Origin of the sequence: Limimaricola cinnabarinus (genome assembly GCF_047631075.1) — a bacterium.
GTDB classification, from domain to species: domain Bacteria; phylum Pseudomonadota; class Alphaproteobacteria; order Rhodobacterales; family Rhodobacteraceae; genus Limimaricola; species Limimaricola cinnabarinus.
In genome coordinates, this window is the sequence record NZ_JBLHYX010000003.1 from 215,348 (window position 1) to 229,180 (window position 13,833).

Consider the following 13,833-nt stretch of genomic DNA (forward strand, 5'->3'; position numbering starts at 1 on the left):
TCGTCCTCCCTCGGCCGGAGGCTACTGCCGCAGCGGTGGGTCAGGCAACATGTTTCCAAAGCTCGCCTCCTTGGCGAGCAGCACCGCCTGCGTCCGGGTCTGGACGCCCAGCTTGCGCATGATCGAGGTGACATGCGCCTTCACCGTGGTTTCGGCGATCGACAGGTCGTAGGCGATCTGCTTGTTCATCGCGCCGCAGCAGATCCTGTGCAGGATCGTCGCCTGCTGCGGCGTCAGCTGCGCCAGCCGGTCGAGCGCGTCCTCGTAACCGCGCCCCGGCGCGTCGGGCAGGTCCATCCCTTCGGGCAGGTAGAGCCCGCCCGCCGCGATGATCCGGAACGCGGTCAGGAACATTTCGCGGTCGCTGTGCTTGGGCACGAAGCCGCGTGCCCCGGCGCGGATCGCCGCCGAGACCACCTGCCGGTCGGCGAGAGACGAGACCACGACGATCGGCGCGGACCCCGCGACCCGGCGCAGCCGCACCAGCCCGTCGAGCCCCGACACGTCGGGCAGGTGCAGGTCGAGCAGGATCACATCGGGCTTTTCGCCCGCGCCGAGCCGCGCCAGCGCCGCCTCGAGCCGGTCGGCGGTGTCGATCCGCTCGATCCCGGCGAAATGGCGCAGCGTCAGTCCGAGCGCGTCGCAGAACAGCGGATGGTCGTCGATTACCAGCGCGTGGCGGAACGCCGTCTCGGCCTGTAGCTTCTCCTGCGCCATGATCCCGCTCCGTTGGTGCGTCCCGGTCAGGCTATCAGGCTGCGCGCGGACCAGACATAGGCCAAAGGTCTCATGACCGCGCTCCGGCACCAAGGTCGAATGTCGCGGCGCGGTCGCCGGGCGTAGCAGTTGGACATGCGCCTCGTTCTCGTACTCCTGCAACTTCTCCTCGCGCCCGCCCTTGCCGTGCCGGGCCTCGCTGCGCCCGATACGCATCGTCTCGGCACGCTGCCGCGCGAGGCGCTGGCCGAGATGATCGTGCCGCCCTATTCTCTGGGTGATCCGATCGGCGAGGACGGCGTCTGGAGCCTGCTGAACTCGGGCGGGACGCAGGCGGGCTACGTGTTCCAGACCGAGCCTCTCGCGCCGCTGCCGGGGTTTTCGGGTGCGCCGATCGACATGCTGGTGACGCTCGATCTCGCAGGGCGCTTCATCGACGTGCGGCTGGTCTCGCAGAACGAGCCGATCTTCGTCTCGGGTCTGGGCGAAGCGCCGCTGCGCGGGTTTCTCGAGCAATATGGCGGGCTGTCCATCGCCGACAGCCTGGTGGTCGGCACGCCTTACGGGGCAGCGGGGGCGGGCTCTTCGCTGGTCTATCTCGACGGGGTGACCAAGGCGACGGCGAGCGTGCGGATCGCCCACGAGTCGATCCTCGCCGCCGCGCTGAAGGTGGCACGCGAGAAGATGCAGGGCATCGCCTCGGCCCCGCCGTCGCGGCCCGACCCCGACCATGTCGAGGCGCTGACATGGGACGACCTCGTGGCGCAGGACATCGCCACTCATGCCGTGGTGCGCAACGCCGAGCTCGACGCGCGCTTTGCCGGCACGATCTGGAGCCATGACGACCCGGAGGCGCGCGCCGCCCCCGACGCGGCGTTTCTCGACCTTTGGATGGTCGATCTCGGCCCGCCCTCGATCGCCCACGCGGCGCTCTCCGAGGAAACATTGGCCGAACTGGCACGGTTCGCGGAGATCGCGCCGCATGACGAGCCGATCCTGCTGATCGAATCCGCCCGGCACGGGCTGGTGGGCGAGGATTTCGTGCGCAACACCGCGCCCGACCTCCTTTCGGCGCATCAAGGCGGCCTGCCGGTGGCGCTGCGCGACAGCGACATCTTCGTGGAACTGGCGCCGGGCATGCCGGAGGGCCGCGCGATGATCCTGCGCGCCGACCGGCGGCTCGGTTTCGACCCTTCGGCGGAATGGACGCTGAACGTGCTGGCGCTGCGCGAACATGGGATGCTGCGCCCCGAGATCGGCTCGGCCAGCTTCGAGATCGCCCATGCCACGCCGGAACGTTTCTTCGAGCGACCCGCCCAGCCCGTGCCCCAATCGCCGTGGCGCGAGGCGTTGCGCGCGCGTACCGCCGATCTGGGCCTGCTGGCTCTGCTGCTTGCCACGCTCTTCGCGGCGCTCTGGCCAGGGCTGCGGCGGACGGCCTCGGCCGAGGTGCTGACGCCGTTTCGTCTTTCGGCGCTGGTGCTGGTCACGGGGTTCGTCGGCTGGTGGGGGCAAGGGCAGCTGTCGATCGTCACCGTGCTCGGCGTGATCCGCACCGCCATCGAGGGCGGCAGTTTCGCCTTTCTGCTCTACGACCCCTTCGGCCTTGCGGTCTGGGGCGCCGCCATCCTCGGCTTCGTGATCTGGGGGCGGGCGCTGTTTTGCGGCTGGCTGTGCCCCTTCGGCGCGCTGCAGGAGTTCGCGCATCATGCGGGGCGGCTTTTGCGCCTGCCGCAGATCCGGCCCTCCGCTACTTGGGATCGGCGGCTCAAATCGCTGAAATACATCGCTCTCGCGGGCCTCGTCCTGCTGGTGATCCTCGCGCCCGATCACGTCGACAAGGCCGCCGAGATCGAACCCTTCAAAACCGCGATCACCACCTTCTTCCTGCGCGAATGGTATTACGTCGCCTATGCGGCCTTCTGGCTGCTGCTCGGCACGGTGCTGTTCAAAGGGTTCTGCCGCTATCTCTGTCCGCTCGGCGCGGTGATGGCGATCGGCGGCCTGCTGCGCGGGCGTGACTGGATCGCGCGGCGGGCGCCATGCGGATCGCCGTGCCAGCTGTGCCGGGTGAAATGCGCCTATGGGGCGATCGAAAAGTCAGGCCACGTCAACTATTCCGAATGCTTCGGATGCCTCGATTGCGTGTCGATCCACGACGATCCGGCGCGCTGCGTGCCGCTGGTGCTCGATGCGCGCCGCCCGTCCCGCGCCCGTTCCGCCGCCCCGCTCATCGCCGAATGAGGACCGCCATGCCGAGCCGTCGCCGCTTTCTCGCCATCGCCGCCGCAGCCATCGCGGCCCCCGGTGCGGGCCATGCCGCCACATGGCGCGGCACCGCGCTGGGGGCCACCGCCGCGATCACGCTTTTGGGGCCGCGCCACCGGGTCGAACCCGCTCTTGCGGCGGCGCGCGAGACGCTGGAGCGGATGGAGGCGCTGTTCAGCCTCTACCGCGAGGACAGCGCGCTGTCGCGGCTCAACGCCACGGGGCGGATCGAGGCGCCCGACGCCGATTTCACGAACTTGATGGCGCTGTGCGACCGGGCCGTCGCGGCGACGGGCGGGCGGTTCGACCCGACGGTGCAGCCGCTGTGGCGCGCCCTGGCCGAGGGCGGAGACGCGCGCGACGCTGCCGCGCGCATTGGCTGGGGCCGGGTGACGACCGCGCCCGGCATCCGGCTCGGGAGAGGTCAGGCGTTGACGCTCAACGGCATCGCGCAGGGTTTCGCCAGCGACCGCGTGGCCGAGGGGCTGGCAGCGGTGGGGTTCAGCCGCGCGCTGGTCGATATCGGCGAGATGCGGGCGCTGGGCGGGCCGTGGCGCATCGGGATCGAGGACCACGCGCAAGGGCTCATGGGGCAGGTGAGCCTCTCGGGCGGGGCCATCGCCACCTCCAGCCCCGATGCGCTTCTCCTTCCGGGTGACGCGAGCCACATCCTCGACCCGCTGAGCGGCAGTCTCGCGCAGCCGCTGTGGTCGAGCGTCAGCGTCGAGGCCGATACGGCTGCGCTGGCCGACGCGCTGTCGACCGCGATGTGCCTGATGCCGCGCGAAGAGATTGAGGGCCTGCGCGTCGAGGGGCTGCGCAAGGTCAGGCTGGTGGACCGCGCGGGCGACATGGTGACGCTCTAGGTGCTCACCACTCGGGCGCGGTCCAACTCAGCCCACGGGCCTCGAAGATCGCACCGATCCGCCCGTCGGCCACGGCCTCGGCGACGATGCCCTCGATCATGTAGCCCAGATCCCGGTGGCTGTGATGCACCGCGAGGCCGATCGGCCAGTCGGGCTTCATCAGGCCGGGAAAGGGCGGCACATGCAGCAAGGCGCCGCCGAGACCGGCCTCGAGTTGCGCGCGCGGCCCCATCAGCGCCGTCACCTCGCCCGCCGCCAGCGCCGCCATCGCGCCCTCCAGCGTCGCAAATCGCGAGATGTTAGGACCGAGTTGCCCGCCCGCCATGGCGGAGAGGTAGAAATCCGAGATCGAGTCGTTCTCGACCCCGACCCGGTGCATCCGGAAATAGGCGGGCAGGGGGGCATCGTCGGGAAACACCGCCCCGTCATAGGCGATGGCGAGGGTCTCGACATCGTAAAGACCGGTGAACATCACCTGCTCGATGCGGCAGGTGAAATCGCTGTCATAGGGGACGTGCAGCATCACGTTGGCGACGCCGCCGCCCACCAGCGGGCCTTTCCAGACCCAGTTGCGCAGATCGGCGGCGAGGTCCTCGGCCGCGGCCACCAGCCGGAACCGCGCCTCGACGCCCATGCCATCGGCGATCAGCCGCCCGATCTCCACGTCGACCCCCGCGGCGGTGTCGCCCTCGGCGAAGGACCATGGCGGGAAATCCGCATAGACCGCGAATTCGACGAAGCCCCGATCGAGGATCTCGTCGAGGGTCTGGCCCATATAGTCGCGGTCGGCGTTCTGGGGCTTGGGCTGCGGCACGTAATCTTCGCAACGCGCGAGCGCGGACCCGCCACCGAAGGTGAGGGCGAGGCCAAAGGCCAGCACGCGGCCCGCGCGGCGCATCACTGAGCCGCCGAAAGGCCCACGGTCAGCGTCTCCGCCGCCTTGTGGTAGCTTTCGGGCGTGCCGTCGATGACATGGGCGGCGCGGTAGGCGATGGAATCGGCGATCGGCGCGCCGGACAGCGTCTCGATCTCCTCGGCGATGCCCGATAGCTCGGCCCGGATCGCCTCCGCGTCGAGATCGCCGCCATCGGAGAGCGTGTCGCGAAGCGCCTTCAGCTCGGCGGACTTCGCGCTCACCGCTTCCTCGTCGGGACGGGTTTCGAGATAGGTGCGGATCGCCCATGCGGCCTTCTGGCCCAGAAGCTCGCCGAAGGCTGGCATCCGGGTGACGCCGTTCTGGGTGAAGCCATGCCGGAACCGCTCCATGTACCACTCGTCGCCATACTCCTCGGCCTCGAGGAACCGCAGGTCCGGGGCAAGCCCGCCCGAGACCGCGCCGAGCCCGTGGCAACGCGCGCAGTTCTGGTTGTAGCCCGAGGCTCCGATCTCGATCGCCTGCTGCCAGACCTCTTCGCCCTGGTCGCGGTAGGGGTTCACGGTCAGCCATTCCTCCTCGAGCTCGGGCAGCGCGTCGGTGTTCACCGCCTGGATATCGAGCGGCAGGCCGGCGGCCTGGGCGATGCTGACGGCGGCGGCGATGGCGCCAAGCGTCGCGAGAATGCGGGTCTTGCGGGGCATGGTGGGTCCTCCTGCGAATGTCGTCTCCAGCCTTAGCCGTCCGGCGCGGGGGGGCATATGCGACCTTCGGCGGGGCCGCGACCATGGTCGTATTCGAAGGCGGGCGTGGGCGCTGCTAGCCTCGGGGTTGGGAGGATACCGATGATCCGTCACGCGGCACGCATCTTGGCGCTGGGCCTTTGGGCCGGGACGGCGCAGGCCGGCATCGAGGTGCCGGTGACATGGCTTCGGGCCGAGATCGACCGCCCTCCGGTGCGCTCGAACCTCGACACGTGGCCCGAGGACGAGGGCCGCGCAGGCGCGGCGCTCGGCCTTGCGGACAACGCGACCACCGGGCGCTTTCTCGGGCATGACTATAGGCTCCACACCCTTTCGGTGCCGCCGGGCGGAGACCTCATGGAGGCCGCGAAAGCCGCGCTTGCGCGCGGCGGTCCGCTGATCCTCGACATGCCCGCCGAAGCGATGCTGGCGGTGGCCGATCTGCCGGAGGCGCGCGGCGCGCTCATCTTCAACACCGCCGCGCCCGAGGCGCGGCTGCGCGGCGTGGATTGCCGCGCCGCCGTGCTGCATACCTTGCCCTCGACCGCGATGCGCACCGACGCCCTCGCGCAGTTCCTGCTGCAGCGGCGCTGGGACGATCTGGCGATGGTCACGGGCGCGCGGTCCGAGGATGCGGATTTCGCCGAGAGCCTGCGCGGATCGCTCACCAAGTTCGGGCTGAAGCTGCGCACCGAAGCGCCGTGGCTGGCGGATGCCGATATCCGCCGCAACGCCGGGCAGGAGGTGCCCGTCTTCACCCAAGCCCTGCCCGAACACGACGTGCTTCTGGTGGCCGACGAGGCGGGGGATTTCGCGCGCTACGTCGCCTATAACACGTGGACGCCGCGCCCGCTCGCGGGCTCGGAAGGGTTGCGCCCCGTCGCCTGGGCCCCGGTGGTCGAGGCGTGGGGCGCAGCACAGCTGCAATCGCGGTTCCGCGCGCAGTCTGACCGCGAGATGCGCCCGCGCGACTTTGCCGCCTGGGCCGCGATGCGCGCCATCGGCGAGGCCGTGACCCGGACCGGCTCTGCCGATCCCGCCATTCTGCGGGCCTTCCTGCTGGGGCCTGCCTTCGAACTCGGCGGCTTTCTGGGAAGTCCGCTCAGCTTTCGTGCCTGGGACGGTCAGATGCGCCAGCCTATCCCACTCGTCACCGAGCGGGCGGTCGTCGCCATGGCCCCGCTCGAAGGCTTCCTGCACCCGTCGAGCGAGATGGACACGCTCGGCACCGATGCGCCCGAAACCACCTGCACCGCTTTCGAGGATACCGCATGAGACACGCCATCGTCTTCGCCCTCATGGCCGCGCCCGCTTTCGCCCAAGGTCAGGGCGAAATCTGGGTGACCAACGAAAAGGACGACACGGTCAGCGTCATCGACGTGGCGACGATGGAGGTCACGCGCACCATCCCCACGGGAGAGCGGCCACGCGGGCTGACCTTCAGCCATGACTTCTCGCGGCTCTACATCTGTGCCTCGGACAGCGACGCGGTGCAGGTGATGGACCCCGAAACCGGAGAGATCCTGCATGATCTGCCATCGGGCGAGGACCCCGAGCAGTTCGTGCTGCACCCCGACGACCGGCGGCTCTACATTGCGAACGAGGACGACGCGATCACCACCGTGGTCGACACCGAGACCCGCAAGGTGATCGCGCAGATCGATGTCGGCATCGAACCCGAGGGCATGGCGGTGAGCCCGGATGGCCGGATCGCGATCACCACCTCCGAGACCACCAACATGGCGCATTGGATCGACACCGAGACGCAGACCCTATTCGCCAATACGCTGGTCGATGCCCGACCCCGACATGCCGAATTCGTCAAGGAGGGGACGGAGCTTTGGGTAAGCTCCGAGATCGGCGGCACGATCACCGTGTTCGACACCGCGACGCAGGCCGAGACGGCCAAGATCGGCTTCGAGGTTGCGGGCGTGCATCCCGACCGGGTGCAGCCCGTGGGCTTCGAGCTGACGGCGGATGGCAGCACCGCCTTCGTGGCGCTGGGGCCGTCGAACCACGTCGCGGTGGTGAATGCGCGCAGCTTCGAGGTCGAGGACTACATCCTCGTCGGCCGCCGGGTCTGGCACATGGCCTTCAATGCCGACCGGTCGCTGCTGTTTACCACCAATGGCGTCTCGGGCGACGTGACGGTGATCGACGTGGCCGCGCGCCGACCGCTCAAGACCATCAAGGTCGGCCGCTTCCCATGGGGCGCGGCCTTTCGTCCAGCACAGGGAGACCCCGCATGATCCGCATTCTCGCCAGCGTCTTCGCGCTCGCCGCTTTGCCCGTTCTTGCCGATGATCATGATGATGGCGGTTTCGGCATGGCCGGGCTCCTGTCCGGCAGCAACAAGCAGGACCTGCCGCCGATCACCCTCTCGGCCGGGATGCCGCTGGCCCAGGCGCCGCTGACGCTCAAATCCGGCACCTATTACGAGATCGAGATCGAGGCCGATGGCAGTCAGGAATTGGCGCTGGTGGGGCCCGGGTTCTTTCGCGCGATCTGGATCGACGAGATCGTCATCGAGGGTCTGGAGATCCGGCCGCTCGGTCTCGACAGCGTCGAGTTCGACGAGGCCGGGGTGATGGAGATCGGTTTCGTGGCGATCAAGCCGGGTCGCTACGAGATCCGGGTGCCCGGCACCACCGGTGAAACCCAGCGCCTCGACGTGGTGATCGAATGAGTGGATTGATCGTCAGCGGCGTGAGCCATGCCTATGGCGCCCGGCGGGCGCTGGAGACGGTGTCGCTGCGGGTGCCCCGGGGGCGGTTCTGCGCGCTCCTCGGTCCCAACGGCGCGGGCAAGTCGACGCTGTTTTCGTTGCTCACCCGGCTGATGACGGTGCAAGCGGGACGGATCGAGGTGGCGGGGCATGATCTGTTCGACGCCCCGCGCACCGCGCTGGCCGAAATCGGGGTGGTGTTCCAGCAGACGACGCTCGACCTCGACCTCAGCGTGACCGAAAACCTGCGATATTTCGCGGCGCTGCACGGGCTGTCCGGGCGCGAGGCCGCGCGCCGCATCGACGCGGCGCTCGACCGGCTGGCGATGGGCGAGCGGGCGCATGAGCGGGCGCGCGATCTCAACGGCGGGCACCGCAGGCGCGCCGAAATCGCGCGTGCGCTGGTGCATGGCCCCTCGGTTCTGCTGCTCGACGAGCCGACGGTGGGCCTCGATGCCGCGAGCCGGGCGGCGATCACCGCGCATGTGCACGATCTGGCGGGGGAGGGCGGGCTGACCGTCCTTTGGGCCACGCATCTGGCAGACGAGGTGGCGCCCGGCGATCAGGTCGTGGTGCTGCACCGGGGCCGGGTCATAGCCGATGTCCCGGCCCGCGAGATCGCCCCGGAGGGCGACCTCGCCGCGCGGTTCCTCGCGCTGACCTCGGAGGCCGCATGACCGATACCGCCGCCCCGCGCGCCACCGCCCCACGAGCCGCCTCGCTCGCCACGGCGTCGCGCCCCTCCGCGGCGCGGGCCCATGCGGTGGCGATGCTCTGGATCGTGCGGCGCGAGGCACGGCGCTTCGTCGGCCAGCGTGGCCGGCTGGTCGCGGCGCTGGTGCGCCCGCTGGTCTGGCTGCTGGTGTTCGCGGCGGGGTTTCGCGCGGCGCTCGGCCTGTCGATCACGCCGCCCTACCAGACCTATGTCACCTACGAGACCTACATCGTGCCCGGGCTGTGCGGCATGATCCTGCTGTTCAACGGGATGCAATCCTCGCTCGGCCTCGTGCATGACCGCGAGATGGGTTCGATGCGGCTTCTGCTGACTTCGCCTTTGCCGCGTGGCTGGCTCCTGCTCTCCAAGCTCGTGGCCTCGACCCTGATCTCGATCCTGCAGGTCTATGCCTTCCTCGCCGTGGCCGCGCTTTTTGGCACCGTCCTGCCATGGCCGGGCTATGTGGCGGTGCTGCCCGCGCTTTTCGCCGCCGGGCTGATGCTCGGGGCGCTGGGCCTCGCACTGTCGAGCACGGTGCGGCAACTCGAGAACTTTGCGGGCGTCATGAACTTCGTGATCTTCCCGATGTTCTTCATGTCCTCGGCGCTCTATCCGCTATGGAAGATGGCCGAGGCCAGTGCGCTGCTGCACGACATCTGCGCCGTCAATCCCTTCACCCACGCGGTCGAACTGATCCGCTTCGCGCTTTACGCAGAGGCCAACTGGCCCGCGCTGGGCTGGACCGGGCTGGCGGCGGCGGTGTTTGTGGCGCTGGCGCTGTGGGGCTATGACCCGGCGCGTGGACTGGTGCGGCGCGGCGTGTGATCTGCGACCTATGTCCGGGGTGACGCGGCGCGGGCGTCGCCTATCCTTTCCTTCAGGAGACCACGCCATGCGGATTGCCTGCCTGCTGATCGCCCTGCTGCCCGGCCTGTCCCTCGCTCCGGCGCCCCTCACCGCCCAGGAGCGGGGGACCCTCAACCCCGAGGAAATGACCATGGGGCGGATCGTCGAGGATATCCGCGCGGGCCGCACCTCCATGACAAACTGCGCCGCCGGATACCTGATGACCAAATCGGGCCGCCACGCGCCTGCGCGCGAGACCTTCGATGCCTGCGCCAGTGCGGGCTATGCGCGCGCCATGACGTGGATGGGGTACATGGACGAGAACGGCTATGCCGGGCCGCGCGATCCGGCCGCCGCCGCCGAATGGGACCGCCGCGCGGCGGAGGCAGGCGACCCGATCGGGGCGTTCAACCACGGCCTCGCGCTGATCCGGGGACACGGCGTCGCCGCCGATCCCGAACGGGGGCGCGAGATGGTCGACGCCGCCGCCAAGGCCGGGCTGGAGGCGGCGCAGCGGTTGCGCGCGGCGGGCTACGACCCCGACGAGGTAACGCCCGACGCCGATGAATGGAAGTATCTCAAGGCCTATTGACCCGGCGCCACGACCCACCGTTACAACCCGCCACCGCGCGTCATCCGGACCATCGGGTGGCGCGGTGGTGCGCATGGCCGGCACAAGACAGGCGGCCCCTACGACCTTGGCAGGGGGGACGGGCTACGACCATCGTCCGATTTCCGGCGCCTGTCGCGGCGGCGATCATGGGGGCGGCGAAGGTGTCCCCGCGCGGGCCCCCGGCGCCACCACGCCAGGGAGGAGACCCATATGAACTGCTTCATCGCCGCCGCCTGCGTCGCGCTGATCACGACCCAGGCCGCACGGGCCCAAGTCACCGACGAGGACATCGCCAACGACGCCATGACCACCGGAGACGTGGTCACCAACGGCATGGGCCGCGGTCTGCAACGCTACAGCCCGCTCGACACTCTCAACCGAAACAACATCGAATATCTGGTCCCGGCATGGGCCTTCGCGCTGGGCGGCGAAAAGCAGCGTGGGCAGGAGACGCAGCCGCTCGTGCATGACGGGGTGATGTACATCACCGGCTCCTATTCGCGGCTCTACGCCATCGACGTGACGACCGGCGAGGAGCTGTGGCAATACGACGCCCGGCTGCCCGAGGGCATCCTGCCGTGCTGCGACGTGGTCAACCGCGGGGCCGCGCTCTACGGCGACAAGGTCTATTTCGGCACGCTCGACGCGCGGCTCGTGGCGCTCGACGCCAAGACCGGCGACGTGGTCTGGAACAAGAAGATCGCCGACTACAAGGAAGGCTACAGCTACACCGCTGCGCCACTGATCCATGACGGGCTGATCATCACCGGCAATTCGGGCGGCGAGTTCGGGATCGTCGGCGAGGTGCAGGCCCGCGACGCCGAGACCGGCGAGATGGTCTGGACCCGGCCGATGATCGAGGGCCACATGGGCACGCTCAACGGCGAGGAGAGCACCATGACCGGCACGCTCAACGCGACATGGCCGGGCGACATGTGGAAGACCGGCGGCGGCGCGACATGGCTCGGCGGCTCCTATGATGCCGAGACCGACACGCTGGTCTTCGGGGCGGGCAACCCCGCGCCGTGGAACAGCTGGTTGCGCAATGCGGGCGAGCCGGTCGAAGGCAACACCGGCGACAACCTCTATGCCGCGAGCCGCGTCGGCCTCGATCCGGCGACGGGCGAGATCAAGTGGCACTTCCAGACCACCCCGCGCGAGGGCTGGGATTTCGACGGCGTCAACGAGGTGGTGGGCTTCACCGACGCCGACGGCCACAAGCGTTACGGCACCGCCGACCGCAACGGTTTTTTCTACGTGCTCGACCGCGCGGATGGCGGCTTTGTCGACGCCTTTCCCTTCGTGAAGGATATCACCTGGGCCGAGGGGATCGACGACACCGGTCGGCCGATCTTCGTCGAGGCGAACCGCCCCGGCCGCCCTGCCGAGCTGACCGGCGAGGCCAAGGGCGAGACGATCTTCGCCGCGCCCTCGTTTCTCGGCGGCAAGAACTGGATGCCGATGAGCTACTCCGAGAACACTGGCCTGTTCTATGTCCCGTCGAACGAATGGGGCATGGACATGTGGAACGAGCCGGTGACCTACAAGAAGGGCGCGGCCTACATGGGCGCGGGCTTCACCATCAAGCCGCTCTACGAGGATCACATCGGCAGCCTCAAGGCGATCGATCCCGCGACCGGCGAATGGGTGTGGGAGTTCAAGAACGACGCGCCGCTCTGGGGCGGGGTGATGTCGACCGCGGGCGGGCTGGTGTTCACCGGCACGCCGGAGGGCAAGTTCATCGCATTCGACGACGCGACGGGCGAGGAGCTGTGGAGCTTCCAGACCGGCTCCGGCGTGGTCGGCCAGCCGATCACTTGGGAGCAGGACGGCGAGCAGTTCGTTTCGGTGATCTCGGGCTGGGGCGGGGCGGTGCCGCTCTGGGGCGGCGAGGTGGCCAAGAAGGTCAACTTCCTGAACCAGGGCGCGACGCTGTGGACCTTCAAGCTGCCAAAGGCGCTGGCGGAACTGGCCGCTGCTCAGTGAAGGCCGGGGGGCGGTCTGCCGCCCTCTCGCTGGCGTCAATGGCCCCGGGCCCCGTCGTGGGATCCGGGGCCTCGCGTATCCGGAGGATCGGGTTCAGCCGGGCGTCCGGGCGGCGCAGATCTGCGTCAGGCCGGGAGTGCCCGGGGTGCGCAGGCTGGCAAGGCGACCATCGCTCTCGAAGCGGTTCTCCATGTCGAGAGGCCGGTTCGGCCCGACCAGCCGCCACCTTGCGCCCGCCACCGCCGCCGTGATCGCTTCGGCCTCGCGGTTGCGGGCGGTGTCGGTATAGGGGAACAGGTCGTAGGCAAGTGCCGGCACCTCGCCCCACAGGCGCAGCGTCACGGCGTCGATGCGCCCGACCGCCCCGAGATAGACCGGCGGCAGGCCCTGCGGCACCGCGACCCGCCACAGCCTGAGCTGCGTGCGCGGCACGGTGCCGCGCCGTTCCTGCCAGGCCAGATCGGTGGCGATGCCGTCGAGAAAGATCGACGAGGCGGGCGGCAGCCCCGCGAAGGTCAGCCGCAGGATCTCGATCGCGTCGAGACCGTCGCCCGCATAGGTGCGGTTGCGCAGCCAGCCCAGGCTGCGCAACAGGGCGGCGGGATCGTCGAAGCCGCTGAGAGCGAGGTTGATCGGCTGCGCCGCATGCAGCGGCGTGTCGCCGGTGCGCGCGATCAGGGTCTCGTCCAGCGCCCGGCAGGCAAGGTCCAGCGGCAGCGGCGCGACGCCACCCGCCGCCTCTGCCCGGCTGGTCAGCGCCCCGAGATTGACCGCCACGAACATCGCAAGCGCCAGGAGCCCCGCATAGGCCAGCCGCAGCGGCAGCGGATGCCGCGCCCGCCGCAGGATCAGCAGCGTGCCGAGCGTCAGCAAAAGCAGCAGGCCGATCGTCACCCGGTAGGGCCCGATCCACACCAGAAGCGGCTCCTCGGGCTGCAGCCCCAGCATGTGCAGACCGGCGGCCGAGAAATATCCGATCGCCGCGTATTGGGCGATTGCCAGAACCGCGCCGATGGCCGAGGCTCCGAGATAGGTGGCGGGGCGCATCCCCCAGACACCGGCCATGACCTGCGTCAGCGTGGCGATGGGCCAGATCATCTGCGCGATCACCACGAAGGCCGCGCCGCGCCGCTCGAACAGCCGCCGCGCCTGTGCCATGGCCCGGGGCGCCACATTCATCCGCGCCACCACCCGCGCGCCCGCGGTACGCCCGAGCCAGAAGGCGCCTTGGCTGCCGATCCAGACGCCGATCATGCATAGGAGAAGCGAAGGCCCGCCCGCCGCCGGAAGCTGCGTGCCGAGATAGACATAGACCGGCTCGGTCGGCACGAAGATGCTGATCACGGGCAGCTGATTGATGATTGTCGCCAGCAGCAGCGCCGGTTCGCCCCACGACACCATGTTCCCGGTTCCCCATTCGGCCACGAGGTCGGCCGCCTCGCCTGGGGATCTCTACAGGCTCTCAAGACCGGGTGCATCC

The 13,833-nt window shown here is 69.4% G+C and carries 13 protein-coding genes; 9 read left to right on the forward strand and 4 right to left on the reverse strand.

Translation table 11 applies throughout. The features are described 5' to 3' along the window. Positions 1 to 21 precede the first annotated feature (21 nt). Complete coding sequence (locus tag ACJASC_RS04350) at positions 22 to 717, reverse strand: response regulator (protein WP_415143846.1); 696 nt, start codon at positions 715 to 717, stop codon at positions 22 to 24. Between the two features lie 135 nt (positions 718 to 852). Here ACJASC_RS04350 and ACJASC_RS04355 point away from each other — a divergent pair, with 135 nt between their 5' ends. Together ACJASC_RS04355 and ACJASC_RS04360 are read left to right on the forward strand one after the other, a co-directional pair. Further along, positions 853 to 2,961, forward strand: a complete 2,109-nt coding sequence (locus ACJASC_RS04355; RefSeq protein WP_415143848.1) for a 4Fe-4S binding protein — start codon at positions 853 to 855, stop codon at positions 2,959 to 2,961. Positions 2,962 to 2,969: 8 nt separating this feature from the next. Continuing rightward, on the forward strand, positions 2,970 to 3,851 hold the full coding sequence (locus ACJASC_RS04360) for an FAD:protein FMN transferase (RefSeq protein WP_415143850.1): 882 nt from the start codon (positions 2,970 to 2,972) through the stop codon (positions 3,849 to 3,851). 4 nt (positions 3,852 to 3,855) lie between these two features. Here ACJASC_RS04360 and ACJASC_RS04365 read toward each other — a convergent pair whose 3' ends face one another. After that, positions 3,856 to 4,749: a substrate-binding periplasmic protein gene (locus ACJASC_RS04365; RefSeq protein WP_415143852.1), complete on the reverse strand. Its 894-nt coding sequence runs from the start codon at positions 4,747 to 4,749 to the stop codon at positions 3,856 to 3,858. Then, a complete protein-coding gene (gene pedF / locus ACJASC_RS04370; protein WP_415143854.1) occupies positions 4,749 to 5,429 on the reverse strand; it encodes a cytochrome c-550 PedF in 681 nt (226 codons plus the stop codon). Before pedF ends, ACJASC_RS04365 begins: the two co-directional genes overlap by 1 nt. Before the next feature lie 141 nt (positions 5,430 to 5,570). On the opposite strand from pedF, the gene ACJASC_RS04375 reads away from it, so the two are divergent. From ACJASC_RS04375 to ACJASC_RS04405, 7 genes are all read left to right on the forward strand, one after another. Beyond that, on the forward strand, positions 5,571 to 6,743 hold the full coding sequence (locus ACJASC_RS04375; RefSeq protein ID WP_415143856.1) for an ABC transporter substrate-binding protein: 1,173 nt from the start codon (positions 5,571 to 5,573) through the stop codon (positions 6,741 to 6,743). Further along, positions 6,740 to 7,717 (forward strand): YVTN family beta-propeller repeat protein, encoded by a 978-nt coding sequence (locus tag ACJASC_RS04380; protein WP_415143858.1) that lies wholly within the window; start codon positions 6,740 to 6,742, stop codon positions 7,715 to 7,717. Before ACJASC_RS04375 ends, ACJASC_RS04380 begins: the two co-directional genes overlap by 4 nt. Beyond that, positions 7,714 to 8,154, forward strand: coding sequence for a hypothetical protein (locus tag ACJASC_RS04385; RefSeq protein ID WP_415143860.1), 441 nt, complete (start codon positions 7,714 to 7,716; stop codon positions 8,152 to 8,154). Before ACJASC_RS04380 ends, ACJASC_RS04385 begins: the two co-directional genes overlap by 4 nt. Further along, on the forward strand, positions 8,151 to 8,870 hold the full coding sequence (locus ACJASC_RS04390) for an ABC transporter ATP-binding protein (protein WP_415143862.1): 720 nt from the start codon (positions 8,151 to 8,153) through the stop codon (positions 8,868 to 8,870). The genes ACJASC_RS04385 and ACJASC_RS04390 overlap by 4 nt, the downstream gene beginning before the upstream one ends. Before the next feature lie 92 nt (positions 8,871 to 8,962). Further along, positions 8,963 to 9,733 carry an ABC transporter permease gene (locus ACJASC_RS04395; RefSeq protein WP_415143911.1) on the forward strand — a complete coding sequence of 257 codons (771 nt, stop codon included), beginning with the start codon at positions 8,963 to 8,965 and terminating at the stop codon, positions 9,731 to 9,733. Positions 9,734 to 9,800: 67 nt separating this feature from the next. Then, a complete protein-coding gene (locus ACJASC_RS04400) occupies positions 9,801 to 10,346 on the forward strand; it encodes a tetratricopeptide repeat protein (protein WP_415143864.1) in 546 nt (181 codons plus the stop codon). Between the two features lie 231 nt (positions 10,347 to 10,577). Then, positions 10,578 to 12,353, forward strand: coding sequence for a PQQ-dependent methanol/ethanol family dehydrogenase (locus tag ACJASC_RS04405; protein WP_415143866.1), 1,776 nt, complete (start codon positions 10,578 to 10,580; stop codon positions 12,351 to 12,353). Between the two features lie 93 nt (positions 12,354 to 12,446). Here the strand turns inward: ACJASC_RS04405 and ACJASC_RS04410 are convergent, their stop codons facing one another. Next, positions 12,447 to 13,778: a VTT domain-containing protein gene (locus tag ACJASC_RS04410; RefSeq protein WP_415143868.1), complete on the reverse strand. Its 1,332-nt coding sequence runs from the start codon at positions 13,776 to 13,778 to the stop codon at positions 12,447 to 12,449. Between the last annotated feature and the right edge of the window lie 55 nt (positions 13,779 to 13,833).

Coding starts and splice junctions, on each gene's coding strand:
- ACJASC_RS04350 (WP_415143846.1), bottom strand. CDS start 717: ATGGCGCAGGAGAAGCTACAGGCCGAGACGGCGTTCCGCCACGCGCTG.
- ACJASC_RS04400 (WP_415143864.1), top strand. CDS start 9,801: ATGCGGATTGCCTGCCTGCTGATCGCCCTGCTGCCCGGCCTGTCCCTC.
- ACJASC_RS04395 (WP_415143911.1), top strand. CDS start 8,963: ATGCTCTGGATCGTGCGGCGCGAGGCACGGCGCTTCGTCGGCCAGCGT.
- ACJASC_RS04365 (WP_415143852.1), bottom strand. CDS start 4,749: ATGCGCCGCGCGGGCCGCGTGCTGGCCTTTGGCCTCGCCCTCACCTTC.
- ACJASC_RS04375 (WP_415143856.1), top strand. CDS start 5,571: ATGATCCGTCACGCGGCACGCATCTTGGCGCTGGGCCTTTGGGCCGGG.
- ACJASC_RS04405 (WP_415143866.1), top strand. CDS start 10,578: ATGAACTGCTTCATCGCCGCCGCCTGCGTCGCGCTGATCACGACCCAG.
- ACJASC_RS04380 (WP_415143858.1), top strand. CDS start 6,740: ATGAGACACGCCATCGTCTTCGCCCTCATGGCCGCGCCCGCTTTCGCC.
- ACJASC_RS04355 (WP_415143848.1), top strand. CDS start 853: ATGCGCCTCGTTCTCGTACTCCTGCAACTTCTCCTCGCGCCCGCCCTT.
- pedF (WP_415143854.1), bottom strand. CDS start 5,429: ATGCCCCGCAAGACCCGCATTCTCGCGACGCTTGGCGCCATCGCCGCC.
- ACJASC_RS04385 (WP_415143860.1), top strand. CDS start 7,714: ATGATCCGCATTCTCGCCAGCGTCTTCGCGCTCGCCGCTTTGCCCGTT.
- ACJASC_RS04360 (WP_415143850.1), top strand. CDS start 2,970: ATGCCGAGCCGTCGCCGCTTTCTCGCCATCGCCGCCGCAGCCATCGCG.
- ACJASC_RS04390 (WP_415143862.1), top strand. CDS start 8,151: ATGAGTGGATTGATCGTCAGCGGCGTGAGCCATGCCTATGGCGCCCGG.